Source organism: Paenibacillus algorifonticola, from assembly GCF_000971975.1.
Lineage (GTDB): Bacteria > Bacillota > Bacilli > Paenibacillales > Paenibacillaceae > Pristimantibacillus > Pristimantibacillus algorifonticola.
On the sequence record NZ_LAQO01000001.1, the window covers coordinates 323932 to 350207 of the forward strand.

At 48.8% G+C, this 26276-nt stretch carries 22 protein-coding genes and 2 pseudogenes; 10 read left to right on the forward strand and 14 right to left on the reverse strand.

The features are described from left to right. Positions 1 to 108 precede the first annotated feature (108 nt). From WH37_RS08225 to WH37_RS08230, 3 genes and pseudogenes are all read right to left on the reverse strand, one after another. Positions 109 to 453: pseudogene (locus tag WH37_RS08225) on the reverse strand (RNA-guided endonuclease TnpB family protein); the annotation flags it as partial. A gap of 30 nt (positions 454 to 483) precedes the next feature. Then, positions 484 to 621, reverse strand: a pseudogene (locus tag WH37_RS36335) (hypothetical protein); the annotation flags it as partial. Further along, positions 561 to 1055, reverse strand: coding sequence for a helix-turn-helix transcriptional regulator (locus WH37_RS08230; RefSeq protein WP_046230054.1), 495 nt, complete (start codon positions 1053 to 1055; stop codon positions 561 to 563). The pseudogene WH37_RS36335 and the gene WH37_RS08230, both read right to left, overlap by 61 nt. An 81-nt stretch (positions 1056 to 1136) precedes the next feature. Between WH37_RS08230 and WH37_RS08235 the strand changes: the two genes are divergently transcribed. The 3 genes from WH37_RS08235 to WH37_RS08245 are packed head-to-tail and all read left to right on the forward strand — an operon-like array spanning position 1137 to position 4854. Then, positions 1137 to 2636 (forward strand): spore germination protein, encoded by a 1500-nt coding sequence (locus tag WH37_RS08235; RefSeq protein WP_046230055.1) that lies wholly within the window; start codon positions 1137 to 1139, stop codon positions 2634 to 2636. Beyond that, positions 2633 to 3736 carry a GerAB/ArcD/ProY family transporter gene (locus WH37_RS08240; RefSeq protein ID WP_046230056.1) on the forward strand — a complete coding sequence of 368 codons (1104 nt, stop codon included), beginning with the start codon at positions 2633 to 2635 and terminating at the stop codon, positions 3734 to 3736. The genes WH37_RS08235 and WH37_RS08240 overlap by 4 nt, the downstream gene beginning before the upstream one ends. Next, a complete protein-coding gene (locus WH37_RS08245) occupies positions 3733 to 4854 on the forward strand; it encodes a Ger(x)C family spore germination protein (protein ID WP_046230057.1) in 1122 nt (373 codons plus the stop codon). Before WH37_RS08240 ends, WH37_RS08245 begins: the two co-directional genes overlap by 4 nt. A 75-nt stretch (positions 4855 to 4929) precedes the next feature. On the opposite strand, the gene WH37_RS08250 is transcribed toward WH37_RS08245, so the two are convergent. Both WH37_RS08250 and WH37_RS37020 read right to left on the reverse strand, forming a co-directional pair. Continuing rightward, positions 4930 to 5631, reverse strand: a complete 702-nt coding sequence (locus WH37_RS08250; RefSeq protein WP_046230329.1) for a metal-dependent hydrolase — start codon at positions 5629 to 5631, stop codon at positions 4930 to 4932. Positions 5632 to 5841: 210 nt separating this feature from the next. Beyond that, entirely contained in the window at positions 5842 to 5967 is a 126-nt protein-coding gene (locus tag WH37_RS37020; protein WP_269431281.1) for a hypothetical protein, read from the reverse strand. A 233-nt stretch (positions 5968 to 6200) separates the two neighbouring features. Between WH37_RS37020 and WH37_RS08255 the strand changes: the two genes are divergently transcribed. Both WH37_RS08255 and WH37_RS08260 read left to right on the forward strand, forming a co-directional pair. Next, positions 6201 to 7214 carry an ABC transporter substrate-binding protein gene (locus WH37_RS08255; RefSeq protein ID WP_046230058.1) on the forward strand — a complete coding sequence of 338 codons (1014 nt, stop codon included), beginning with the start codon at positions 6201 to 6203 and terminating at the stop codon, positions 7212 to 7214. Positions 7215 to 7423: 209 nt separating this feature from the next. Continuing rightward, on the forward strand, positions 7424 to 9037 hold the full coding sequence (locus tag WH37_RS08260) for an ABC transporter substrate-binding protein (RefSeq protein WP_046230059.1): 1614 nt from the start codon (positions 7424 to 7426) through the stop codon (positions 9035 to 9037). Positions 9038 to 9071: 34 nt separating this feature from the next. Here the strand turns inward: WH37_RS08260 and WH37_RS08265 are convergent, their stop codons facing one another. Further along, a complete protein-coding gene (locus WH37_RS08265; protein WP_046230060.1) occupies positions 9072 to 10175 on the reverse strand; it encodes an MBL fold metallo-hydrolase in 1104 nt (367 codons plus the stop codon). 256 nt (positions 10176 to 10431) lie between these two features. Here WH37_RS08265 and WH37_RS08270 point away from each other — a divergent pair, with 256 nt between their 5' ends. Beyond that, positions 10432 to 10728 (forward strand): hypothetical protein, encoded by a 297-nt coding sequence (locus tag WH37_RS08270; RefSeq protein ID WP_046230061.1) that lies wholly within the window; start codon positions 10432 to 10434, stop codon positions 10726 to 10728. Between the two features lie 122 nt (positions 10729 to 10850). Here WH37_RS08270 and WH37_RS08275 read toward each other — a convergent pair whose 3' ends face one another. The 7 genes from WH37_RS08275 to WH37_RS08305 all read right to left on the reverse strand — a co-directional run bounded on the left by WH37_RS08275 (position 10851) and on the right by WH37_RS08305 (position 21129). Continuing rightward, a complete protein-coding gene (locus tag WH37_RS08275; protein ID WP_046230062.1) occupies positions 10851 to 14531 on the reverse strand; it encodes a non-ribosomal peptide synthetase family protein in 3681 nt (1226 codons plus the stop codon). 81 nt (positions 14532 to 14612) lie between these two features. Beyond that, positions 14613 to 16367 carry a methyl-accepting chemotaxis protein gene (locus WH37_RS08280; RefSeq protein WP_046230063.1) on the reverse strand — a complete coding sequence of 585 codons (1755 nt, stop codon included), beginning with the start codon at positions 16365 to 16367 and terminating at the stop codon, positions 14613 to 14615. 475 nt (positions 16368 to 16842) lie between these two features. After that, positions 16843 to 17496, reverse strand: coding sequence for a stalk domain-containing protein (locus WH37_RS33435; protein ID WP_052736877.1), 654 nt, complete (start codon positions 17494 to 17496; stop codon positions 16843 to 16845). Between the two features lie 35 nt (positions 17497 to 17531). Further along, positions 17532 to 19130 carry a helix-turn-helix domain-containing protein gene (locus tag WH37_RS08290; RefSeq protein ID WP_046230064.1) on the reverse strand — a complete coding sequence of 533 codons (1599 nt, stop codon included), beginning with the start codon at positions 19128 to 19130 and terminating at the stop codon, positions 17532 to 17534. A 268-nt stretch (positions 19131 to 19398) separates the two neighbouring features. Then, on the reverse strand, positions 19399 to 19692 hold the full coding sequence (locus tag WH37_RS08295) for an ABC transporter substrate-binding protein (protein ID WP_046230065.1): 294 nt from the start codon (positions 19690 to 19692) through the stop codon (positions 19399 to 19401). A gap of 48 nt (positions 19693 to 19740) precedes the next feature. After that, positions 19741 to 19995 carry a hypothetical protein gene (locus tag WH37_RS08300; RefSeq protein ID WP_046230066.1) on the reverse strand — a complete coding sequence of 85 codons (255 nt, stop codon included), beginning with the start codon at positions 19993 to 19995 and terminating at the stop codon, positions 19741 to 19743. Between the two features lie 162 nt (positions 19996 to 20157). Continuing rightward, positions 20158 to 21129, reverse strand: a complete 972-nt coding sequence (locus WH37_RS08305) for an AI-2E family transporter (RefSeq protein ID WP_231594161.1) — start codon at positions 21127 to 21129, stop codon at positions 20158 to 20160. A 353-nt stretch (positions 21130 to 21482) separates the two neighbouring features. Here WH37_RS08305 and WH37_RS08310 point away from each other — a divergent pair, with 353 nt between their 5' ends. From WH37_RS08310 to WH37_RS08320, 3 genes are read left to right on the forward strand one after another with little or no spacing between them, the layout of a single operon-like run. Continuing rightward, on the forward strand, positions 21483 to 22295 hold the full coding sequence (locus tag WH37_RS08310; protein WP_231594162.1) for an SDR family NAD(P)-dependent oxidoreductase: 813 nt from the start codon (positions 21483 to 21485) through the stop codon (positions 22293 to 22295). Next, on the forward strand, positions 22292 to 23113 hold the full coding sequence (locus tag WH37_RS08315) for an SDR family NAD(P)-dependent oxidoreductase (RefSeq protein WP_231594163.1): 822 nt from the start codon (positions 22292 to 22294) through the stop codon (positions 23111 to 23113). Before WH37_RS08310 ends, WH37_RS08315 begins: the two co-directional genes overlap by 4 nt. Positions 23114 to 23158: 45 nt before the next feature. Then, positions 23159 to 24547: a mandelate racemase/muconate lactonizing enzyme family protein gene (locus WH37_RS08320; protein ID WP_046230069.1), complete on the forward strand. Its 1389-nt coding sequence runs from the start codon at positions 23159 to 23161 to the stop codon at positions 24545 to 24547. Between the two features lie 58 nt (positions 24548 to 24605). Here the strand turns inward: WH37_RS08320 and WH37_RS08325 are convergent, their stop codons facing one another. Further along, positions 24606 to 24929, reverse strand: coding sequence for an ABC transporter permease subunit (locus WH37_RS08325; RefSeq protein ID WP_052736878.1), 324 nt, complete (start codon positions 24927 to 24929; stop codon positions 24606 to 24608). Between the two features lie 396 nt (positions 24930 to 25325). Here WH37_RS08325 and WH37_RS08330 point away from each other — a divergent pair, with 396 nt between their 5' ends. Then, positions 25326 to 26201, forward strand: a complete 876-nt coding sequence (locus WH37_RS08330; RefSeq protein ID WP_046230070.1) for an aldose epimerase family protein — start codon at positions 25326 to 25328, stop codon at positions 26199 to 26201. Positions 26202 to 26276 lie beyond the last annotated feature (75 nt).

Here is a 26276-nt window from a genome sequence, read left to right on the forward strand (position 1 = left end):
ACTATTTTGAACCTCTCATGACTAAAGTCACGAGATTCTTGGGTCGTCCCTTCTAACGAAGAGAAATGTACCAAGCTAACCCTGTCGTTCCGACAGTTCGTGTAAGGATTACACAGCAAGAAGTCTTTTGCCTTCAGCAAGAATATTCAGGCTTGCGTTAAAGTCCCGGTCGTGGTGCGCTCCACATGCTGGGCAGTCCCATTCTCGCAACTTTAAGTCTTTTACCTCTTTGTGCTTATAGCCGCAGCAGGAGCATAGCTGCGAAGATGCGAATGTTTGACCCACAGCCACTACGATGCGACCATACCACTTCGCTTTGTACGCTAGCATGGAGCGATACACCGACCAGGAAACCTCGCTAATGGCCTTGGCTAACTGATGATTCTTCATCATATGGGCTACCTGTAAATCTTCAATCGCAATATCGAGGAAATATACGCGGTTATTTTTCACAGCCGGAAAGCTCCTCCATGCCGGATTCGATTTCAGCAAATCTATAAAGCGCTGATGCTCCTCTTCCTCCTTAAAAACAAGAAATAAATAATCCGCTTCATAGTCCGTCAGCTCATCCGGTGCAATCGAAACCCAATTAAAGCCGGTTCCCGGCGCATGGCGCTCCAACCGACCGGCGTCTTATTCATCACCTTCTTGAACACCTGTAAATAATAGGAGGGATGCAGCTGAGCAATTTCAGCAAGCTTGTTCACCCGAATATCCTCGCGAAAATGGTGCTGCATATAGCGCAGCGTCAGCTCCAGCCGCTTTTCCAAATCATTGGCTGCCGTAGGAGCTGCATATGCAATAAAGCTCTCCAGCATTTCATGCAAATCATGCTGCTCCAGAAAACGGCTGTTCTCCTGCCTCGTGCTTTCTTCTGCCGTTAGCAAATAGAGCAGCCGCTTGAAGCGGCTTCCCTTAAGCTTTATCAGCCCTTCCACGGGGAACTCCAGCTCTCGCTCATACTCCCGCTGATGCTCGCTGCTCACCTTCATGCGAAACATATCAAAAACAACCCAGCGCAGCCCTGCTGGCACGACTATCCAAGGTGAAAGCACAAACGTCCATCTGCATACAATTTGCCTGTGCTGGAAAAAATAGCTGAACCAAATGAATCGACAGAGAGGAAGTCTACCGCTATGCCTGACAACAATACGGAGCAAAATATACCGCATAGCGATCGCATCAGCGCCGATTTAAAGGAAAACCTAGCAAAAATTCAGCGGCTTTTTACCGAAACCCCCGATATGGTTACCCGCCATCTGACCATTAAACAATCAGGCAAACAGGCTTTGCTGATCTATATCGACGGGTTAAACGACAAAGCGGCGATTAATGAAAATGTTCTCCGTCCACTGCAGCAAGAGATGGGCGAGAACAGTCAGGAAATTGCCGTCACCGTCGGTCATGTAGAGCATTTATACAGCTGGGAGAAAGCAGAGATCGGGCTTTTTCAGGGGAACAGCCTCTTATTTATTGATGGCAGCGAGCGGACCTACTCCCTCGATACAAAAGGATGGCCGCAGCGCAATATCGAAGACCCTCAGCTCGAATCATCGCTGAAGGGCGCACATCAGGGCTTTCTGGAGACAGGCGATTTAAATATCGCCCTCATTCGCCGTTATCTCCCCCACCGCGGACTCAAAATCAAACGGCTCATGGTTGGCGAGAGAGGACAAACGACCGTTTCCATTTTGTACATCGAGGATATTGCCAACGAGAAGTATATGGCGAAGCTGGAACAGCGAATTCGACAAATCAATGTCGATGCCATCATTAATACAGGCGAGCTGTGCGAATTTATCGAGGATAATCCTTTTTCGTTGTTTCCGCAGCTCATAACGACGGAGCGGCCTGATACGACCGCTTCCCAGCTGCTGCAAGGACGCTGCGCGGTTGTCGTCGACCGTTCCCCAAACGTGTTGATTGCTCCCGTAACCTTCATGTCCTTCTTTCAAAATATTGACGATTACAGCTCGCGCTGGACGATAGCGACGTTTCTTCGCCTGCTGCGCGTGTTTGCTTTTTTTATGGCAGCATTTTTGCCCGCCTTTTATATTTCCGTCGTTTCCTATCACTTTGAAATCATCCCGCTCAAGCTGCTGCTGACGCTGGGAGAATCAAGGGGACAGGTTCCTTTTCCCCCGTTTGTGGAGGCGATATTAATGGAAATTACACTGGAGCTGCTGCGGGAAGCTGGGATAAGGCTGCCAGCGCCAGTCGGACAAACGGTCGGCATCGTCGGCGGTATCGTTATTGGACAAGCGGTTGTGCAGGCCGGGCTTATCAGTAACGCCATGGTTATTGTCGTCGCTTTTACGGCCATTTCATCCTTTATTCTGCCTAACTATGACATGGTAGCAGCGGTGCGGCTTATCCGTTTTATTTTAATGATACTAGCGTCCATGTTCGGATTTGTTGGCCTCGTCATTGGGCTCATGACTTTGATCGGTCATATTTTGTCGCTCAAATCGCTTGGCACCGCCTATGGAACCCCGATTGGTCCAGTCAGACTGGCTGACTTGAAGGACACAATTGTAAGGGTTCCCCTGTGGCTCATGGACAAGCGTCCGTTAAGTACGGCTCCTAAACAGTCAATAAGGCAAAGACAAAGCCGGATCAAGGAGGACACAGAATGAATAGCTACGTGGGAAAGCAAATCACGCTTTTCCAGTTTATCTCCATTATTTCGGGTAGCCAGGTGAGCGTGGCAGTATTAAACTTGCCCAGAAAGCTCTCGGAGGCTGCGGATACGGACGGCTGGATCGCCCTGATTATCGGCTGGGCGCTAAGCCTGATTGCTGGACTTGCGATTGTTGGGGTCATGAAATATTATCCGAACGGCACCTTATTCGACCTGCTGTCGGAATATATGGGACGGTGGGCCGGGGTATTGGCTGCTATGCTGTTTGCGCTATATTTTTTTTACCTGATGTATGATGGGCTTGTGCGCACGATTCTCGTAACGAAAACCTGGCTGCTGCCTACTACGCAGTCATTCGTGCTCATGTCGCTGCTGCTCATTCCGGCCTATTCGATTGTCCGGCACGGCATACGCAACGTTGCGAGATACGCTGAGCTGATCATCTGGATATCGCTCTGGATTCCTTTTGTGTACATATATACGCTCAAACATGCGCACTGGGTATATTTGCTGCCTCTACTCAAGGAAGGCTGGCTGCCCATTCTGACTGCGGTAAAAGCGACGATTTATCCTATGCTGGGCATGGTATCCATTTTCATTCTTTATCCACATTTGAAGTATAAGGAGTATGCCACCAAAGGCATTGTAATTGCGAATTCCATTACGATGCTGTTGTATTTGTTCGTCACAATTATTTGTTACGTCTATTTCAGCCCGGAGGAATCCCATCTCTTTAATGATCCTGTCATCAGTGTATTGAAATCGATTGAATTCAAATTTATTGAACGCATTGAGGTTCCATTCATCTCCTTCTATCTGTTCATTTTCTCGCTTATTTGGATCCCAATGATGTATCTGCTTACCTATTGTATAGCTTGGATATTCAAGCGGGAGAGCATTGGCATCCCCTTGCGGCTGCTGATTATCCTGCTGGCAGTCGGGACGTTTTTTTATTTTCCGACCTACAATATAAACAACTTTCTGGTCAGACAATTATTTTGGGTTGGGCTGATACTGGAATATATTTTTCCAGTATGCCTGCTTTGCTATTTATGGCTAAGCAAGTTTTGGAAGGAAGAAAGGAGCAGCCTATGAGCTCATCCATCACCCGGATAACACTGTTTATTGTTATCATGCTCCTCCTGTCCAGCTGCAGCGACCAACTAAATTTGGAAAATGCCACTACCCCGCTTGTGCTGGGGATGGATTTGGATAAAAATAAAAAATTCCATTTTTATTTGACCGCACCTGTATTCAGCAATCGCATCAAGAAGAAGAGCATTGAAATGACCGGAACGGCTAAGACGCTGAGACAGTCCAGGTCTGAGCAGGACGCTCAGACGGCTGGATCCACGCAAGGGCGCAATTATCAGGTCATCCTGCTTGGCAGGCGAATGCTGAATTATGAGGGCTGGTTTCAAATGCTCGACGTCATCTATCGCGATGCCCGAAATACAGTTACGGACAGGGTTATTGTCGTTGACGGCTCCGTTCCAGAGATGTTGTATTTGAATCCACCGGATCAGCCGATGCTACCTATTTTGCTCCGCGGCATGGTAGACTCCACCAGTTCCCATTCGGAAACGGTCAGTACGACGGCGCATGAGCTTCACCGACAATTTCTTGATAAGGGAATAACCCCCTATTTCTCACAGGTCAAAATTATTGGCGGCAAAGTTCGAATTCAGGGAACGGCACTCGTATCGAAAGCAGGCATATACAAAGGGATGCTCGATGCACAGGAAACGGTGCTGCTGCGCATTTTGCAGAAAAATGCATCACCGGGCTTCAGCCTTTCCTATCAGTTGCCGGAGGAGCCGAAAAAATCACCGTTTTCCACGAATACGGTCAGCTTTTCTGCAGGAAAGGTCAAAACCAAAATTAAAACCAGCTTTAAAAACAACCGCTTCAAATATGATATAAAAGTAAGCATGGTTGTTGGCCTATCCGAGCATCTTTTTCCCTTCGATGTATTTAATGACAGCAAGCGGCTGGAGGACATGATCGGCCAGCAGGTGACCGACCACTTCAATGCGCTTATTGCCAAATTTCAAAAGCTCAAGGTCGATCCAATCGGACTTGGAGTGTACGCAAGGGCGTATGAGTACAAAGCGTTCAAAAAAGTAGAGGATGATTGGGCAGAAGTGCTGTCGCAAGCCGACATTACCGTATCTGCGAAAGTCACAATCGCATCGATGGGTCCGATAAAATAAACAAAGCAGGCTGCCCGTCACTGGCAGCCTGCTTTCAGTTGCTGTTTAAGAGAATTTAGCCTGCTGCCTACCGTCTTAAACCTGCTTAATAATGTCGAGCTTATCGCCCGGGGCCATCACTTTGCCGATGAGGCCGCGCGCTTCCAGCGCTTCCACAAAGCTTTGCGCATCCTGTCTGATTGGCTCAAATGTATTATAATGAACCGGAACGACCAGCTTGGCCCGGTACCACTCTGCTGCCTGCAAGGCTTCCTCCGGTCCCATCGTAAAGTGATCACCAATCGGAATAAAGGCAACATCAATGACCTCATGATCGCCAATCAGCTTCATATCGCTGAACAATGCCGTGTCGCCGACATGCAATATCGTCAGCCCCTCAGCGCGAATGACATAGCCCGAAGCCAGCCCGCCGTATGTAATCGTCTGCTTTTCTTCGTCAATAATGCCCGACGTATGGATAGCTGGCACCATTTTTGCCTGCGCAAAGCCTAAATCGACGGTGCCTCCGATATTCATCGGTATCGTCTGTACACCTTTCCAGGACATATACGCCGCAAGCTCAAAATTAGCTACAACAGGAGCATCATTGGCTTTAGCTATTGGCGCCGCATCCAGAATATGATCTTGATGAGCGTGTGTCAGAAGGACAGCATTCACTTTAATATCCTCGGGTTTCGTAACCGCCTGCCCATTTCCGCTTATAAACGGATCAATAATCAGCGATTTGTCCTCAGTTATGAGCTGCACAGCAGAATGTCCATGATAAATAATTTGCATCGCTTCCTGCACTCCTTTAACGATAAGTTTGCTTGTCACCTTCGTTTCCATATTACGCTCCTGCCTGTACAGTTGCAACCTATCGCGAGGAGCATCGTCGCGAAAATACGAAGGGAATGCAAAAGGCGGCCAAACGATAACGATCGCTTGGCCGCCTGAAATGCTTTATGAAGAAGCTTTATAATGAAAAAAGCTTATTTTACCACTAACCTATCTCAATCCTTCAAGAATTCGATCCTGAATGATTGAGTCATCTTCAACAATCGTACCTCCGGCTTTCATAATATAAATAATGCCTCCAAAAAAACAAGCGGTAAGAATCAAAAACCACAACATCGCTTACACCTCCTTGATCCATTTTCCTCTACCTTTATTATAGGAGAGTATTGGGGGTAATGGCGCAGGAGAATTTAACAGGATCGTGAACATCTGCAGCTGCCTTTACATGAATTTGTACAAACCAAAATAAGCTTTGAATTTTATCCATTGTACAAATGGTCTCAATCCATTATGCTAATCGACGATAATGATTATCAATATCTTTGAGACAACGCAGGAGGAGAAACACAATGAAACAAGCGGGACGTATTATTTCTTTACTTACTACTGTCGCATTAATGGGGGCATTATTGTTGGCATGCGGAAGCAACACGGAGCAGTCGGCGGCGAATCAAGCAAGTTCTGCTCCTGCTACAGAAGCGAGCAGCTCCCCAGCTGCTGAAAGCCCAGCGACTTCAGCGGAAGCTGAAACAGGAACACGCATTTTCAAAGACTGGACTGGACACGACGTTGAAGTGCCCGTAACGCCTAAGCGTGTTATTTACCATGGCGAAACGACAGGCGATTTGCTCGCTCTTGGCGTTACACCTATCGGGGTTATGAAAAACACAGAAGGCTCCGTCTACGAGGATCAAATTAAAGATGCAGAAGATGTTGGTTTTCCAATCAGCGTCGAAAAATCATTGTCGCTTGCTCCTGATTTGATCATTTTTGGCAATGCGGATGATGCCCAATATGAGGCGCTTGCCAAAGTCGCACCTACCGTTACCTTTGATACATTTGCGCCGCTTGAGAACCGTATGCGCATTTTGGGCGACCTGCTTAATAAGAAGCAGGAAGCCGAGGACTGGATCGCCCAATATACAGCGAAAACAAAAGATATGTGGGCCATGCTGCACGAGAATGGCCTGAAAGAAGGCGAAACGGCTTCCATCTTCACGATGTATCCTGGCAACCGCCTGTTCATTATGGCGAATGCCGGACTTCCGCAAGCTGTTTACAACGAGGATGGCTTCAAGCCGACTCCACTCATTCAGGAAATTATTGACGCTGGCGAAGGCTTCCGAGAAATCTCCACAGAAATTTTGCCTGAAGCTGCAGGTGATCGGATTTTCATTTTGAACCCTGTACCTGATGATGCCAAGAAAGACACGGAAGAGCTGCTGAAAAGCACCATTTGGAAAAACCTCCCTGCTGTAAAAGCAGGGCAAGTATACTATTTTGATATTCAGAAAGCTTCCAGCGACGCGACTTCCCGCGATTGGCTGATTGAAGCGCTGCCAGCTGAAATTTCGAAAAAATAATGGTTAACGCGCAAGCTTCATTATAAATGACTAACGATACAGGACGAGTTAGGGGCATGAATGGGCCCTGACTCGTCCTGTTTTCTTTTTAAGGCAAATAAACCAATCCTTCTTTCCGTCCATTCGCTTCCCCTCCTTTCTGTGGCATAATGAAAGGATACAAAGCAATCGTATTGCTAAAGAACTTAAAAGTAAGGAGCACCGCTCGCATGAATGCCCATGAAACCCCGTCCGTTCCGCTTCACCACCTCTTGCTTAAGCTTGTCAGCATGAAGCGGCTAACGAAGTCCGCGGACATTACTTTTGCCGAGCAAACCATCGAGAGCCACACGCTGCTCATTATTGTCAACAGTGAAGGCACCCTTTATTTGAACAACCGCTATATCCGGTTTGAAGCGTTCAGCGCATTCCAATTAGCTCCCGGGGATTGCTACCAATTTGATGGCCAGACGAATGAGACGATGGACTACTATTGCCTCGTTTATTCGGTCGTTCGCGTCGACTATGTGCAGCCATCGTTTTATCAGCAATCGCTGTTTCCTGGCAAGCATGAGCTGCGTCTTTACCCGCTAGCTCCATACGTCAAGCTGCTGGAATCGATACAGGCAGCTGGCAAAGCGCTTCAAGGCATCGACGCGTATAAACAAAATCTCGCTTTCCAAAAGCTGATGGGCATGCTGCTAGAACAGCATCTTCCTGCAAGCCAAGTTGACCGCCAGCTATATTCAGTTGAGGATACCGTGCACTATATTCAGCTTCATTATAAAAGCCCGCTTACAGTCAAGCAGCTCGCGGCGCTGACGAACATGCCCCAGTGGCAATACAGCTCCTTGTTTAAGGCGCTCACTGGAAAAAAGCCGCTCGATTATTTAGTATCACTGCGCATTGACCATGCCAAGGAATGGCTCGCAAACTCCCATGCCTCGCTGCGTGAAATTGCCGAATGGTGCGGCTTCGCCGACGAATATTATTTCAGCCGCCGTTTCCGGCAAATGACCGGCGGTTCGCCAAGGCAATATGCCCTGTCCATGCGACAGCGCGTTCAGGTCAAAGACTGGCTGGGACATCAAGTCATCATTCCGGCAGAGCCGCAGCGCATCCTGTATTATGGCGAGACGCTGGGCGACTTGCATGTACTTGGCTTTCAGTCTGTCGGGGGAGAGGATTATTCCGTTTTCCCAGTATTCAATAAGGAACAGGCGGCGGAGCTGGAGCCTGATTTGATTATTTTAGCAAGCGGGGACGAGCACATTTATGAGCAGGCGGCGGACATTGCCCCGACGCTTGCCTTTAACTCTTGGGGAACGCTGGAGGAGCGTCTGCATATGCTTGGCGACTGGCTAGGCAAGAAACAGGAAGCGTTGCGCTGGTTAGCTAGACATGAGCGGCGGACGGAACAGATGTGGCATCAGCTAGGCAGCCATATAAGGAAAGGTGAAACGGCTTCCGTATTCATTTTTGAACGGGGAAATCGGCTGTTTATTATGGCTGGCAGCGGGCTTGCCTCCACCCTCTATCATCCGCTTGGCTTTGCCCCAGTCGGTGATGTGAAAATGCTCATTGCCGCTGAGCGTGCCTACAAGGAAATTACAGTCGACTCTTTGTCCCAATATGCCGGAGATCGCCTGTTTATGGTCGTGCCAGAAACAGAGGAGTCGCGGCAAGCGATGGAATCGCTTATAAGCAGCCCGCTCTGGAAGCAGCTTGCGGCCGTCCAAAAGGGCCATGCCTATGTAGTGGACAATAGTTGGAACTACGGCGATGCGGAAACAGGAAACAAGCTGCTCGGCATGCTGCCCAAGCTATTGCAAAAACCGTCCTGAAGCCGAAGCTCCGGGACGGTTTTTGGTTAGCCTTTCACTGCGCGGTTTTCCACCAAATAGAAGATGGAGGGCGGCCAGCCCCAACGGACACCGGCTCGCCAATTATTGGCGTTGCAACCTGTACATTTAGCTGCTTGGCCGCTTTCGTCACGCGCTCTACTGGATCATTCCAGTCGTGAAAGCTGAGCGTAAATGCTCCCCAATGAATGGGAAGCAGCGTTTTTCCTTTTACATCGACATGTGCCTGCACCGTCTCCTCCGGCATCATATGAATCGACGACCAGCGTGGATCATATTGTCCGCATTCCATAAGGGTCAGGTCAAACGGGCCGTATTTCTCGCCAATCTCTTTGAAATGCGCGCCATAACCGCTATCTCCGCTAAAATAAATGTTAGCCGCGCGTCCTGTAATAACCCAGGAGCACCACAACGTAGAATCCCGATTGTTCAAGTTTCGTCCTGAAAAATGCTGAGCTGGAGCAGCGGCCAATCGAAGGCCTTCAAATTCCAGCTCCTCCCACCAGTCATGCTCCGTTATGATCGATTTCTCTACGCCCCAGCGCTCCAAATGGCTGCCTACGCCGAGCGGAACGATGAAGCGGCGAACTTTGTTTTTAAGCTTGAGAATTGAATCATAATCCAAATGGTCATAATGATCATGGGATAAAACAACAGCATCAATTTGCGGCAGCTCGGCAATTTCAAACGGCAATTTGCCGCTATAACGTTTGTTTCCGAAAAAAGGGAACGGCGATGGCGCTTGGCCAAACATCGGATCCAGCAAAATATGTTTCCCATCCAGCTCCAGCAGCATAGCCGAATGCCCAAACCAAGTGACTCGCGCTTGCTCGCCCTTATCGTCCCGACCAAATTGGAGCTGCTGTAGCGGCAGCTTAGCCTGCGGCCTGCGATTCGGGTTTGTTCTCATATAGTCTCGCAGCATGGAAAATATGCTGCTTGCACTGTTATCCATGACCGTTGTGCTCAAATTTTTAAACTTGCCATCTCGGTAATGAGCGGAACGCGAGAAAGCAGCGAGCTGCTCCTTCGTTAACACTCCTCCAAGCGCAGGGTAGAACTTTAAAACAAGCACTATCGCAAGCAGCAGTGTAGCAAGCACAATAATAGCAGTCAGCATGGCAATTGCTCCTTTAAATGATGGTTACTGAAAGATAAACTTCGCATAAACGAATGATCATTTATTAAAAAAGAATCTTTCGATGACGCAAAACAAACTCCTTCGCTAATAATAAATGATCATTCAGTTATTGTCAACAAATGTGCATATCCGCCTATTGTCCATTCATCTAAAAGATTGTAACATTTTTCACAGCTTCTCTGCGTCCAATGGATTATAATAGAAGCAAGCCCGGAAGAATAAGGAGGAAGCCCATATGTCTATCCAACATACCGTACATTTCAAAATCATTCGTCCCCATGAAACGAAGACGCTGCACGGGTTGATTTTTCTGGAAGAGAACCAGCAGCCTACTGTAGAGGATTACGCCAAATGCCTTAAATTGTGCGGCCACGACGTGGTCATCCACGATGCCGATAAGTTTATTTTCAAAGCCCAATCTGACGGTGATTCCTATTTAATTGATGTTCTGGAGGATTTCGAGAAGCGCGTGCGCGATCTTGACGCTGAAAATCTCAGCAGAAGCTTCCAGAAACCAAACCCAAGCTTTTAATCCACTCCACTCTTCTTATAAGTAAAAAAAGACGCCAAGCTCCAGCCCTTCACAGGTCTGATGCTTGGCGTTTTGCTTATTGGTGATTGATGCTTCTCTCTATCATCTGACGATTATACGGACTATCTGACTGGGCGACGCTCGCTTGCTTGTGGAAAGTAGCCAATCGATATTGCATAAGCGAGCATATTTCCGATTAGCTGCTCATTAGGCGCTGCGCATGTAATGCTCGATTGCTGCAACGCAGCGCTTGTCAGCTCGCAGCTGTAGCGATAGGCAGAGTCCTTCGCCCCGTCGCCTTCCAATTGAGCGATCGCGAGCTGCACACCCTCCTGATTTTTCGGGATGGCTTTATCAAGCAGCCACTTCGTATAGGAAGTTGGGCTTGACGTCTCGATGGAGTAGCCGCTGCTGCGCAGCATGTCCATCAGCTTCTCGTATGGCAGCGGCTCCGGGTTGCAAATATGGTAGACACCTCCTGCCGTATCCGGCTGCAGCGCCAGCTGTACAATCGATTGTCCTGCGTAATCAATTGGCGTAATATCGATGTCCCAAGTAACCTCCGGCGCTTGCCCAAGCAGCAGCATCGATTTGAGCATACGGTAAAACGCATTACTGTCAATGTTCCGTTGGAAGCTTCCGCTCACTGAGTGGCAGGACAAATTGCCTGCCCGGTAGATACTGACGGGAACGCCCTGCTCAGCAGCAGCGTACAGCAGCTTCTCCGCTTCCATCTTGCTGTTCGTATACAAGCTCTCGACTCGCAGCTCCGGCGCCAGCTCCCCAGCGGCTACCACTGCCTCCCATTGCCCGCTTAAAGCCAAATCTTCCGGAATGCCAAGCGTGGAAATATGGTGGAAGCGAACTGTTTGGCGGCAAGCGGCGGCAAGCTCCAGCAAATACGCCGTCCCATTTACATTTGTACGGGCGAATTGCCCTTCTTCGCCAAAGTGCCTAACATCCGCCGCGCTGTGCATAATCGCATCCAGGCTGCTAATTAACTGCTGATACTGCTGCTCCTCAAGCCCAAGCCGCGGCGTTTCCAGATTGCCTTCTACCGCTACAACGCGCCCCTCCATTAATGGAATAGCCGCATCTCCAAAATAATACGCAATATGGCTGCGAAGTCTCGCTTCGCCTGGCTCGGTTCCTGGCCGTACGAGGCAATATATAGTTGCGTCGCTTTGCATCAGCAGTTCATAGAGCAAATACCCGCCTAAATAACCGGTAGCTCCGGTTAAAAGCACGGCTTTCGGCTGTTGCTTGAAGCTGATAGGCAGCTGAGGCTTATAACGCATGGCTGGTAATTCTTCCAGTGGCAAAGCTGGCCCAACATGACGGGCCGTCTCCTTGTGCTCAGGCGCTTCGGCAGCAAGCTGCTCGATGCGTACGGCAATCGATTCGATCGTTCTATATTGAAATAAATCATTAATTTTCAATTCCGGGTAATACGGCTTTAGACTTGCCAAAATATGAATAATTCCGAGCGAGTCGCCGCCAATCGTAAAGAAATCATCATGAATGCCGATATGAACGAGGCTGAGTGCCTCTGCCCATGCGCCCGCAATCATTCGTTGAATGCCATTTTGAGGGGCAACGTAGTCGACGCTGATCTGCTCCTCTTGGTAGGAATAGCTGTGAAGCTTTTTCCGGTCGATTTTTCCGGTTGGCGAAATCGGCATTTCGTCCAATTGGACGATCCATTTCGGTACAAAATAAGTGGGCAGCTTATCGCCCAGCTCTTGCTTAATGGTAACGGTAGTGAGCGGTTTACCGTCCTTTGAAGTAAAGAAGCCGACGAGCATGTTTTGCTCCTGTGCATCCTTTTTGCAGATGACTGCTACGTTTTGCACATTGGCGATTTTGGAAAAGCTGTCTTCGATTTCCCCAATCTCAATGCGATGTCCGCGAATTTTAATTTGCGAATCCCGGCGTCCCACATATTCAATTGTGCCGTCTGGCAGCAGCTTCGCAATATCGCCTGACTTATAAATTTGACCATCGCCAAATGGATTGGCGACAAAGGCATCCGCCGTTTTCTCCGGCTGATTTAAATACCCTTTCGCAAGGCCGATCGTCTCAATCAGTACTTCGCCATGCACATGCACGGGGCATAGCTGGTTCAGCTCATTGACGATATACACCTTATAGTTTTGAATCGGCTTGCCGATTGGCACGTTTGTCAAATCGTCGGAAATATAACCGCTGATTTTATGCGTTGTCGTGCACACCGTGCATTCCGTTGGCCCATATACATTGACGATAGCAATGTTGTCCTGGAACTTCCGCTGGAATGCCCGAACCTGCTCCCCATAAAGCGCCTCTCCTGCTACAGTGATCAGCTTCACGCCTGCAAGCTTTTTGTAGCCTTCATCCGACAAATAAGCAGAAAGCTGGTTAAAAAATACAGTCGGCAAAATCGTAATAATCGTCGTTTTCGTCCGTTCAATAGCTGAAGCAAACTCCTCCACTGATACGCGCTCCTCTGGAGACAGTAAATACAAATGCGCACCATAGAACAGCGCTCCAATCGTATCCCATACCGATGCGTCAAAGCTGTAGGTGGCGAACTGCGTCAGTACATCCTCATGCCCGATTTCACAATCCAGCCGCACCGTTTCGCCGAGATTGACGACTCCTTCATGCGCGATGAGAGCTCCCTTCGGCCTTCCTGTAGAGCCGGACGTATAAATAATATAGGCCAAATCATCCGGCGCTACATCAACGTTCGGGTTCGAAGCTTCTTCATTGTCATATGCAATATGCTCCACCACGATGATTTCCTTTAGCTGCTCAAGCCCTTCGGATTGATGCTGCGCCTGCTCTTCATATTTCGCTTTGGTCAGCACGAACACCGACCGGGTATCTTGCAAAATGTAGCGGTTGCGCTCCTCCGGATGCTCGGGGTCCAGCGGCACATAAGCGGCTCCCGCCTTCAAAATGCCAAGCAAGCTGACAATCAGTTCCAAGCTTCGCTCCATATAAATGGTGACGAAATCGCCTTTGCTCACGCCTTTGCTGATCAATAGGTTCGCCATTTGATTCGCCTGCTCATTGAGCTCACGGTATGTAAGCTCCCCGTGTACAGATGATACAGCCGTTCGCTCGCCATACTGCGCAGCAGCAAGCTCAATCATGCCATGAATCGTCTGCTTGCGATCATATGCGCCAGCTGTCGCATTCATTTTCTCATAGACGAGCCGATCTTCTTCCGTTAATACATCAATGGCTGCCACATGCGCGGCTGGATCAGTTAAAGCCGTCACGAACAGCGTCCTATAATAAGCGGCATAGCGGTCAACGGTCGCTTTCTCAAGCAGCGATTGATCATACTGAATGTTGAGCTGCCACTTTCCGCTCAGTTCCAGAAGCTGAAAGTTGATCATTTCCGAAGTGGGTTGTACCGTGTGTCGATGCGAGAAGCGAGTGTCATAATGGGATTGTTCCGAGGCTGGTCCATCATTTACAGCTTGCAATAACGAGGTCTTCAGGCTTGCAAATGTGTTGGTTTCTTCGATATGGACTAACCATGACCTATCCTTATCTTGGGGCCCCTGCACACCGATGAGCAGCTGCTTCTCGTTTGAAAGTCGATACAAGAGCGCTGCATACGCCGCAGCGGCCTCTGCTTCTAGATCCTGTTCTTTTCTCGTTTCTATCAGTTGGCTTACCTGTTCGCCCAGCGCGTATTCATTCGTTGCATAAGAATACGTACGGTTATGACGCGAAAAATCTAGTGGGATTAATAAGACAAATTCACTGGAAGCAATCTGGTTAATTGTAGTGTGTTTATTTTCCGTCATAATTGTAAAACCTCCTGTGGGGGAAATGCCCCGCAGCTGCCTAGCAGCTGCAAGGCTCCCTTTATGATAGTTATACCGGGATTAAGAAGTACGGACTTGGAAATGGTTGATGAGCTCTTGCAGCTCCTCCGACATTTGCGTCAATTTTGTCGACGATTCCACAATGGCATTCATCGATTCTTTTTGCTCGGCAATGGATTTGGAAATTTTCGCACTGTTTGCTGCTGTAATGCCTGCAGAAGCCGACAGATTTTCAGCCGTAGCCGTCAATTCTTCCGTACCCGCCGAAATTTGCTCTGTCGAGCTTGATACTTCTTGAATTTGAAGCGTTACGCTGCGTGTAGCGGACAAAATATCGTCCAGCAGCGAACCCGTCTCGCTGGAAATTTGCAAGCCCGTACGAACCTGGCCTGTTCCCAGGTTCAGTGCATCAACAGCTGTCGTAATTTCATGCTGAATTTCTTTAATCAATCCTGAAATTTGAGTTGCCGAGTTATTGGACTGCTCCGCCAGCTTGCGAACCTCGCCTGCTACGACTGCAAAGCCTTTGCCATGCTCGCCGACTCTTGCTGCTTCAATTGCTGCGTTAAGCGCCAGAAGATTCGTCTGCGTCGCAACGCCCATAATGAGCGAAACGATATTTTCAATTTCCTGTGAACGGCTGGCAAGTGATTGAATCGCACTTGAGGACTCAACTACAAACTTTTCAATTTGCTCCATTTGCTCGACAACCTGGCCTACAACTTTATTGCCTTCCATCGATTTGTGCTCCATATCGCCAGCTTCTTCTGCTACGCTCGACGAGCTGTGAGCAATGTTCTGAATTACGGTCGACATTTCGTTCATCGCTTTGGCCGCCTCGCTGGACGACAGCTCTTGGTTGGCGATTTCAATGTTGATTTCCCGCATGTTTTCGGTAATTTCTTCTACCGTTTTGCTATTGCTTTCGGAAAACTCATTCAACGATTTAGCCGAATCCGTTACCGCATTCGACGTTAAGCGAACTTTGACCATCATATCGTTGATGCGGCGAATCATCACATTAAACTTGTGGTTGACGACGCCAAGATCGTCGGCGCCCGCTTTCAGCTCGACATTCAAGTTGCCGCCGCTTACTTCCTCAATGCCTTTAATCAGCTCTTTAATCGGCTTCATCGTCATACGTGAAATGAAGAACTGGAGCAAGAAGATGAGCACAAGGAAAATGAGCATGATCGTAATGCCGCTGATCAGCAGCGTCTTAAGGCCGTTAGGTACCGCGCTGGCGTCTACATCCGCTGCGAAGAAGGCGAATACGTTGCCGCCGCTATCTTTGATTGGATAAAGAATCGTCGTCCAAATGCCGAAATCATCGGAGTAAAAGCTGGTGAATGTAGGAACTCCGGTATTCAGCATTTCGCCTATAGCGGTCGACATCGCGACTGGCTGCTCATACATCGTGCCTACGCCCATATTTTCGCTGGAGAAAGCTTCTACCAGATTCGTAGGCATAGCAATAATTGACGTTTGATTGCCATTCGTCAGCTCCGTTCCGAATACATAAGCTTGCGCAATATTCGGATTATATTTATGTATGAGATCCAATGTTGCTTTCAATTCTAATTGTGTGGAGCCTTCATAGCTTTTCTCTGAAATGGCTTGCTGGATTTTCGCGGGTTCCATTTCCTGTGCCCATTCCTGTGTAATGGCGCTAATTTGCCCACGAAGCTGTTTAATCAAAATATCCTTCTGAATGATGTAGCCTGATGCAATTAAAATGGATCCAATCAATACGATGTTAAAGAAGGCAAGCAGCAAATTTTTAGAAAAAAAGGACATTCTTTTTATGAATTGCATTCTGTCAACGCTCCTATATGTATGATGTAATGCTACTTTCAAAAATGATTGTGACGGTTCGCTAATGGCTCTGTCATCCGGCTGTTGCAGTTGGCTGTATTCTATTTGCTTCTCACCCATGACTGCGACTAAAGTTCTATTGTCGAAACTTGTCAGGTCCCGATTCACACTTTAGCCTTATATCGGTATATTTATAAGAAAATCCAAAAAAGGCACCACTCTCCCTCTCTCCTACCTATATTTCTCTATGATGATCTGCCGAAAGTTCCCCCTCAATCTATCTCAATACATTATTCAACAGATACTATTATTACTATCGACCTATTCGATACGAATAGTAATAGTTTTTGATAAATTGTTCCGTTTATTATGTAAAATTTTATACAACAGCCTAAATGCAAGCAAGCGGACGACAGGAAATCCCTGCGTCCGCTTGCTCTCAAACCGAGTATAACAGCTTGCTTCAACTACTATATCACTTGCCCGACCACACCACTGTAATTTCGTTATAGCCATCTTTGTCCCGGTCAGGAGCACCGGTAATCGTCACAGCAAAATCATCCCCCTTTTTGCCTACCATCGTTAATGTTGTGCTGCTCACATCCTCTGATGTATCCGTCAGTTCCTTCGTCTGGAAATAAGCTTTATAGGATACGCCAAGCGAGTCCAATCCATTTTGCGTCTCATATACGAAGTACAGCGATTTTTTGTTGTCCCGGTTGTTTTCAACCGTCTCTTTCATTTTCGCATCTTTCGGAATCGGGAAATCTGCCGGCAAATATTTCGGGCGTTGGCCTGTGTACACATTGCTATCGGTACCGCCGCCTCCGGTGGAGCTGCTGCTGCCGATTTTCACTTTATTGCTCCCCGCATCGTAAGTAACGGGCACATTCAAAGCATCTGCAATCGAACGCACTGGCAAGTAGGTCGAGCCTTTATAAGTAATCGGAGCCTGCTTGGCGCCATTGCCATCAACTGGCGTATAAGCGCTGCCATTAAGCTCGATTTTTAAGCCATTATTCAAATAAGCTTTAATCTGCTCCAAATTGCTTCCTGCATATACGCCTGCCGAGCCGGTAAGCACCATGCCGAATACCGCTGCGGAAATGACCATTTTTTTGCTTTTCACTCGTATCTACCCCTGTCTATTAAAATAATATTCCCCTAATCATTACCTCCTCTGGATGTTCCTAAAACCATTTTCTGCAAAAATAGTTCCCCCTTCCTTACTGCTCTCCAGCATCCATCTGGTAACCTACGTCTCAGGAACCAGGAGCGGGACAGTATTTGCCATATCGGATGATTCAAAATCGCCCGTCCCTCCTGTTCATCCACCCCTGTATGCGCAAGCGAAAAAAACACCCGGTCACCCGCGTAATCTGGCAGCTCCTCAAGCCGTATCGGCATCCATTTCAGTTGCTTGTTCCGCTCGGTCAATGCTTTCAACCGCTTCGGCAGCTCAAAGCCGCCCCCCTGATAGAGCGTATGTCCAAAATGATGCGTCGCATACATATACAGCGTCTGATCCACATAAACGAACGCCGAAGCCGTCTCGCCCGGCCGGATGCAATTCCCTAGCCGCTCGCGTGCCAGCACCGCCTTTTCCATATAGCCAGCAATCCACTCCTCGGCCTCCTTTGGTCTGCCCAGCAGCTCGCCCATCGTACGCATTCGTCCATACACATCATCGTGCCAGCTCACGTGAGCCATTGGCGCAATTTTCACCAGTTGATCGACGAGCGACGCCGGCGTAAAGCTGGGATACAAAATCAAATCGGGACTGAGCCGCATAATTTGCTCCGCATCAACCGGCTCCTCAATGCCATGAACACCGCGCAGCGCCTCCTCCTCAAAAACAGGAAACATCGCGCTGTTCACTGCAATCGGACGAATGCCAAGCGCCAGCAGCTCGCCAATGTATTGAATCGAAAATATACGCGGAGCGCGACCGAACTCCTGCATGTATTGCGTCGGTGTAAGCCCGGTCATTTGCTTGAAGCGCCGGCTGAAATAATATTCATCTCCGAAGCCGACCCGCCCGGCAATATCGCGAATGCGGGACGTTTGACTCATCAGCAGCTGCTTCGCCCGCTCAATCCGCAGTGCAGTCAAATAAGCGGTTGGCGTGCTGCCCGTCAACGCTTTGAACTTTTCCCCATATTGCCAGCGGCTCATGTTCACTTCCTGCGCCAGACGCCCGATGGAAATTTCCTCTTTGTACGAATGCTGCATAAAAGAAATCGTCCGCTCCACTGCCCTTCTGGCATCCAGCTCGTCTTCCTCTTTGTGCTGGCGCTTCAGTACCTCCAGCATGAGCTGCTGAAAACGAATGTGGCGCTGGAGCGCCTCCAGCTTTCCTCCGGACGGCTCGTCACGAAGCGACAGCAGCCTATCTTCCAATAACGTAAACGGCTCAAAAACCATTTCGCCGCCATCCGCGAGCAGTTCCTCATCCTGTGCACCTATCTCAAAAGAGAGCTGGTATAATCGAATCGGCTGAAAAGCCTCGCTTTCGACCCCGATCGCTGTGTTTGGCGCCAGCAAAAAGCATTTGCCGTATGTTGCGAGGTGGCTCACGCCATTAATCGTGATGGTGCCCTGCCCCTGAGTGACGGCCAGCAGTGTGTAGGCAGTCAGCCAGACGAAGGCGCGCCCTCTGCCTTGCTCCTCATTTTCCCGGCAGTCATAGAGCCGATACTCCAGCCCCGAGAACATGAGTGCTGGAGGAAACGCAGCCGCTTGTCCATCATGCTGATATGCCATTTTTCACTCCCCCTGCCCAGTGATAACCGTTATCAATATTATGCTCCCATTATAAAAGATTCTGGCATAGGCGTAAACGGCTCACAGCTGCCCGTTTCCATTAACCTTATTGCAAACCGTAGAGCAATAGGACGGTTTCTTTTAAAACAGGCAAAAAAGAAGCTTTCATACGCCAAAAAGCGCATGAAGGCTTCATAAAATTACGGTTTAACTCGTATATGGCAAGTTTTTAGCCGCTTATTGCTTCGCCAGCAGCTCATTCGTCATTTCATCCAGCAGCCAATCGAGTGTAAGCCTGCTCCGGCTTGCCGACAATTTCACTCAAGGAGCGCAGACGGCTGAAAATATCGCCGCTGTAATCAATGACTACCGTAGGAGCGATTTTGGACAATTCCTCAAACTCCGCCGCATCCAGGAAATTTGGCACGATAATAAGATCAGGCTCTAGCGCCAGCACCTTCTCCAAATTCGTCGATACGCCCTCACCGCTAACGTCTGCAATGCCTTGCAGCTTCTCTTCACCGAGAACCGCTTTCGCATTCAGAAAGTTCGTACCTACCATTGGAAAATCAAGCGCCACCATCTCGGAAGCATAATAATGCGCTACAATTCACTGCGGATTGCTTGGCAGCTCTACCTCTCTGCCCATTACATCCTTATAGATGCGGGTTGCAGCCTGCTCTTCAGTCGCTGCTGGTTTTGCCGATGCAGCCTCAGTTGATGCCGCTGCCGTTGGCTGTGCCGAGCTCGCACCCTCCACTGTATTGCCTGCATTCGAGCCGCAGGCTGCAAGCAGCAGCAAAAGCAAAGCTGCCGCACTTAAAAAAATCAATCGTTTTGAAGCTGATGCCAATGCAACTAACATAAGACCTCTCCCTTTATATGATAATAATTCTCAATGATAGCTCCTTTATTCTACTCTGCCCCTTCGCTTCCTTCAATGGACTTTTTCGCAGTTTTTCATAGACGAATTTTGCTGCCGCCTGATCCAGGCAAGCTGTGTAAGGAAAATAAAAAAACCACTGGATTACAGTGGTTTTTTGTCGAGTGTATTATTTTCAGGCTTCTCCACATCAAGCACATCCATGAGGAACATGAAGATCGGAATACCGATAATGAGTCCCCATATGCCCATATAATGCTGGGAAAAGATCAGAATGATAAAGGTATAAAACATCGGCAGCTTTGTTTTGTGCGCATACAGCCTTGGATTCAGGAAATAGGTCTCCACCGCGTGAATAACCAAAATCATGCCGATCGCCCATAGCACCATCGTCAGTCCGCCAATCTGGTAGCCGATAATGCCAATTGGGATGAAAGAAATGATAACGCCCGCTACCGGAATCAGGCTGAGCAGGAATACCATAATCGTCAGCGCAATCAAATACGGGAAACCGAGTATCCAGAGGCCAATCATCGTCAGCGCTGTATTAAACAGCGCAATTAGCAGTTGAACCTCAACCACCTTTCCGAAGGAGGAAGCAAATTTGCTGCCGAAATAGTGGAACTCCCGGTAGGCCCAAGAAATTTTACTGTAGCGGAATTTCTCCGTAAACTGGACGACCTTGTTTTTTTGCAAAAGGTAGAAAAAGCTGAGCAAAATAACGAACAAAATAATTTCCAGCCATTTTCCCAGCCTCATAATATAATCAACGGCATTGCCCAGATACTTCTGGTAGTCCACCTTCTCCAAGGCATCGACCAGTACCCCGACAACCTGGTTGTTTTGAGAAGTGTCTAAAAACCTCGTAATATTATTAATCATATCCGCGACTTGATTGACGATTTTAGGCAAATAATTCGATACCCCGAATACTAACCCGGTCACAAGCAATACGTATAACACAACCGTCACCAAAATTGGCGACACCGGAAACAGCCTGCTGAGCTTTCTCGTTACAAATCCTTCGAGCCGTCCCATAACGAAAGTTACCAAAAAGAGCAGCAGCAGTAAATTAAGCATATTGTGAAGGCTGTAGAACAACAGCACGACCAACATAAGAAACAATATTCTCCTAACTACTGAATGGGCAAAAAATGTGCGCATGGCTTCCATAGACTTCCCTCATTTTTATCTATTCTCGTCTCTTTGAACCCTTTCACCTTATACGGCGCAAGCCTGAACATGTTTCACTTTTTTTTGTAGAAGGCTGCCGATTAAAGCATACGTGTTCATCACTAATAGTACCTGATACCTAAGCGAGACACAAGCAATCGCCGCGCTTTTACCCTTCATATAAAAATCAAACAAAATCATAAATTTACGGCATCGCGAGCGAGCCCTATTGAACCTTAAGATAAAGAAGGATGGATTATTAGCCTATTTCGGCAATCGTTCGTTGGAGGGGATCTATGTCTACGATGAAGCTAAGAGATAAAGTCGTCTTTATTACCGATGCGGACAGCCGCTCTGGAAGAGCGCTTTTTCGCCTTTTTGCCGAGCAGGGCGCGCATTTTATTTTAAATAGCATGTCGGGCGGCGCTCATATTAAGGAGGAGCTTAAGCGGGCCCGCACCCTAGGGCTCAATGTCCTCGTGACCGCTACAGATCTTTGCAGCAGCAGCAGGCTGCAAGCGATGCTGGGGCAAGCAGCACCCCAACTTGGCCGTGTAGATGTGCTCATTCATAACAATGACCTCATGAAACCGACCTCTATTGAATATGGCGAGGAGGATTTGTTTCTGGACCTGCTGCATACGAACGCCAAAACCGCCTTTATATGCACGAAGGTAGTCGGCCAGCAAATGGCTGATGCCGGGTCAGGGGCGATCATCTACGTCTCCTCGATTCATGCGCAGAAGCCGACGGGCTCCTCCTTCGCCTACAGCGCGACCAAAGGCGCGGTTAGCATGCTGGCAAAAGAAGCGGCACTCGTACTTGGGCGCAGCGGCATAACCGTTAATACGATTGAGCTTGGCCCAATAGAAGGCGATGATGAACGGTTCGCGAGCGAGCTCTCCACGCTATATGAGGATTACGCGTACAAAGTTCCAAATGCGGTACTCGGCAGCTATGATGATTTGGCGCAGCTTGCACTGTTCCTGTCCTCTGACGAGGCACGATATATGAACGGTGCAGACATTCGGCTTGATGGCGGATTTTTGCAGCATTATATGGATTTCAAAATGAAGCGTCCCCCACAACTGGGCGATCAAGGAGGATGAGCATGGACCTGGCGGGCAAGGTAGCCCTCGTAACGGGCGCAGGAACAGGCATCGGCCAAGGTGTCGCCATACAGCTCGCACAATGCGGCGCGAAAGTCGTCATTCATTATAATCGAAGCGATGCCGGAGCAAAAGAAACGCTAGCGCAAATTAAGACGGCGGGAGGCGAGGCGGTGCTGGCGCAGGCCGATGTTGCCAGCAAAGCGGAAATCGAACGTTTGATGAAGCAAGCTGCACATGCCTTCCCTGCAGCAGATGCTGGCGGTACAATCGATATTTTAGTCAACAATGCCGCTTTGCAGCTTAATTATGGGCTATTTGACCATGATGAAACGTCCTTTGACCGCATGATGAACATCAATTTGAAAGGTTATTGGCAGTGTATGCAAGCAGCTATTCCTTATATGAAAAATAACCCTGCCGGCGGCCGCATCATTCTCATCTCCTCGGTTCACAGCAAGCGTCCAACCGACTTCGACGCTGTGTATGCCATGACTAAGGGCGGCATTCGCATGCTGGGACGGGAAGCTGCGATCGAGCTTGCTCAGTATGGCATCACCGTCAATACCATTGAGCCTGGGCAAATTAACGTTGGCGTACAGTCTGCAAGAGAATCTCGGCCAATTGGCCCCGCTGCCTCAGACTCTGACGCGGCAAATTCTATACGCAAAAAACGGGACATTCGCAAAAAGTTCCCGCTCGGACGTGTCGGCAAGCCGCTTGATGTCGCTCGGCTCGTCTGCTTTATCGCATCCGATGAAAGCGAGTTTATGACCGGCTCAGCCATTCGATTGGATGGAGGCAGCATGCTGCTGTAGCAGCCGGATGATCCTTACGATAACGATAATAGGGGAGTGACGATTGTGATTAATAAAGAAACGTATGAGGAAACGCTTGCCCATGTACGAACGAGCTCTAATCCGACACAGCTGCGTATTACAGATATCCGGTTCACTGACATTGTAGGCGGCCCTTTCCACAGCAGCCTCATTAAAGTGTATACGAATCAGGGACTGGTCGGGTTTGGCGAAGTCCGTGACGGAGCCGATAAAGTGTATGCACAAATGCTGAAGGCACGGCTGCTGGGCGAAAATCCTTGCCATGTCGATAAGCTGTTCCGCCGCATCAAGCAGTTCGGCGGCCATGCCCGTCAAGGCGGCGGGGTAAGCGGCCTTGAAATTGCCCTATGGGATTTGGCGGGAAAAGCCTATGGCGTTCCCGTCTATCAAATGTTAGGCGGGCGCTTTCGCGACCGCATTCGCATGTACTGCGACACAGAAGTCGTAGGCAAAGACACGGGCAAAGCAATGGGCGAGGCGCTCAAGAAACGTATGGACGAAGGCTTTACTTTTCTGAAAATGGATCTCGGTATTGGTCAGATCATCCATGAACCGGGCACCTTAAGCGCCCCCCTCGGCTTTCTCGAGGAAATGCGGGAAAAATCGCGCAACCGCTACAACCAAAATTTTGACGGCATGTCGGATGAACAGCTGCGCGAAATAACGAATCGCCATTATGATATTTATAATATTGCTCACCCGTTTACCGCCATTCAGGTGACCGAGAAAGGGCTCGACCTGCTTGAGCAATATGTGGCAGATGTCCGCAGCGTCATCGGCTATCAGGTTCCGCTTGCCATTGATCATTTTGGGCATATTGGGCTGGAAAGCTGCATCAAGCTCGGACGCCGTGTCGAGAAATTCAACCTCGCTTGGATGGAGGATATGCTGCCGTGGCAGTATACGGAGCAATACGCCAAGCTTGCGCGGGCAGTGGCAACGCCGATCTGTACCGGCGAGGACATTTATTTGAAGGAAAACTTCAAGCCGCTGCTGGAGGCGGGCGGCGTATCGGTCATTCATCCAGATGTGCTGACGACCGGGGGCATTTTGGAGACGAAAAAAATCGGCGATATGGCGCAGGACTATGGCGCGGCAATGGCCATCCATATGGCGGAAAGCCCAATTGCTTGCTTGGCGGCCGCCCATGTTGCAGCGGCAACGGAAAATTTCCTCGCCCTCGAATACCATTCCTGCGAGGTGCCGTGGTGGGATGATATTATCATTAGCAGCAAGCTGCCAAACAAGCTGGTGCAAGATGGCTTCATTACGATCAGCGATGCGCCTGGACTCGGCATTGACGACCTCAATGACGAGGTGCTTGCCGAGCATCTGCATCCCGATATTCCCGGCATTTGGGAGTCTACCGATTCGTGGAATAAGCTGCTGTCGAACGACCGTTTGTGGAGCTAGCATTTGTAGAGCTAAGCTAGACGAGCACGAAGAAAATAAAGCCCGTATTAGCTGTATATCAAGCTAAACGGGCTTTATCCATTAAAACAACACTAATGAACAGATTGGATACGACAAGAACGGCCAAGGTGACAAGCGAGATCAGCGTCAGTTTGGATAGGAGCAACTTGCTGCGATCGATCGGATAGACAGATAGCAGCGAGATCGTCTTGTTCGCATACTCGCCTATAATGATGCGAGCCATGAGCACGGCAGCGAAAATCGCGAACGTGATATTCACCATCACCCGAATGAAACGAAGCACGGCGACGTAGGTCGGATATATGACGATGTCTTCCTCCGCCCATCCCTGCTGCAGCATCGCCCATACCACGCCCGCCATCGCCAGGTTCGCCGCGATGACGCCAAGAAGATAGCCGCCAAGTACCCCGCGACCAACGGCCAGAACGACCTAATGGTCGAGCCGGCTTTTTTTCTCTTCATGAACACCCAGTACAACAATCCGAAATTGACGACAACCAGTACAAGCTCCCAAAATCTCATCTTATGTAACCGCTCCTTTTTCCTCATCCAAATTTGGCAGTTGAGTCGACTCCTATTTTAGGTGTAAAGCTTGTCGTTTTTCATTCTTGATTCTTAATTGTTTCTTAAATAGCTATGAAGCCTTCTCCATTCTCCATTTCACAAATCATTCCTATACAGCGCATGTACTTGCTATAATAGACAGGAAACCTTACTGTTATTTAGAAACAGGATTACACCCACTGGAGGTAGATAAATGACAACAAACCAAGCAGGCTATGAGGTTACCAGCTACACCGATACATATGAAATTTATGAGCTGAAAGAAAGTGCGACAAACTCCCGCGTGCTCGTCTGTCCGGAACGCGGCGGCATCGTAATCAGCTGCCAGCTCCACGGTGAAGAGCTGCTTTACCTTGATCGCGATACATTTATTGATCCGGCTGCAAACATTCGCGGCGGCATTCCGATTTTGTTCCCGATTTGCGGCCAATTGCAAAACGGCGCCTACGAATGGGATGGCGTAAGATATAATATGCGCAATCATGGCGTAGCCCGCACAGCTTCATGGGAGGTAGAAGGTCAATCGGCTGACAATGAAGCATCGCTTACGGTTTCGTTGGAAAGCAGCGCGCAGACGCAGGCGGCGTATCCTTTTAATTTCAAGCTGACGTTCACGTATCGCTTGAAAAACGGCAAGCTGGATATTGAGCAGGTATACAGCAATTTGTCTGAGACAAGCATGCCGGTACAAGCTGGCTTCCATCCTTATTTTGCAATTGCCGAGAAAAACCTGAATTATCGTTCCGATGCGCTGCAAGCGCTGGATTACAACGACAATCAGGTGAAACCATTTACGGGCCCTCTGGATTTGAACGGACTGGTTGAATCCGTCGCCCTGATCGACGCGACAACGCCGGAAATTTCCTTCCCTTTCGGTGATAAAAGCATTAAATTGAGCTACAGCGAGGTGTTCGGCACAACCGTCATTTGGTCAGTCGAAGGCAAGCCTTTCATCTGTGTCGAGCCTTGGACGGCGCCAAATGAAGCGCTGAATCATAAAAAAGGGCTCGTTATGGTTGAACCAGGCAAAGCTTTGGAGGCCAGCTTTACGATTGAGCTGGAAGCTTAATTTAGCTGCAATAAAAAAAAGGTACTGCTCTTGGCCAGCATGTCAACATGCTATCCGAAGGCAGTACCTTTGTTT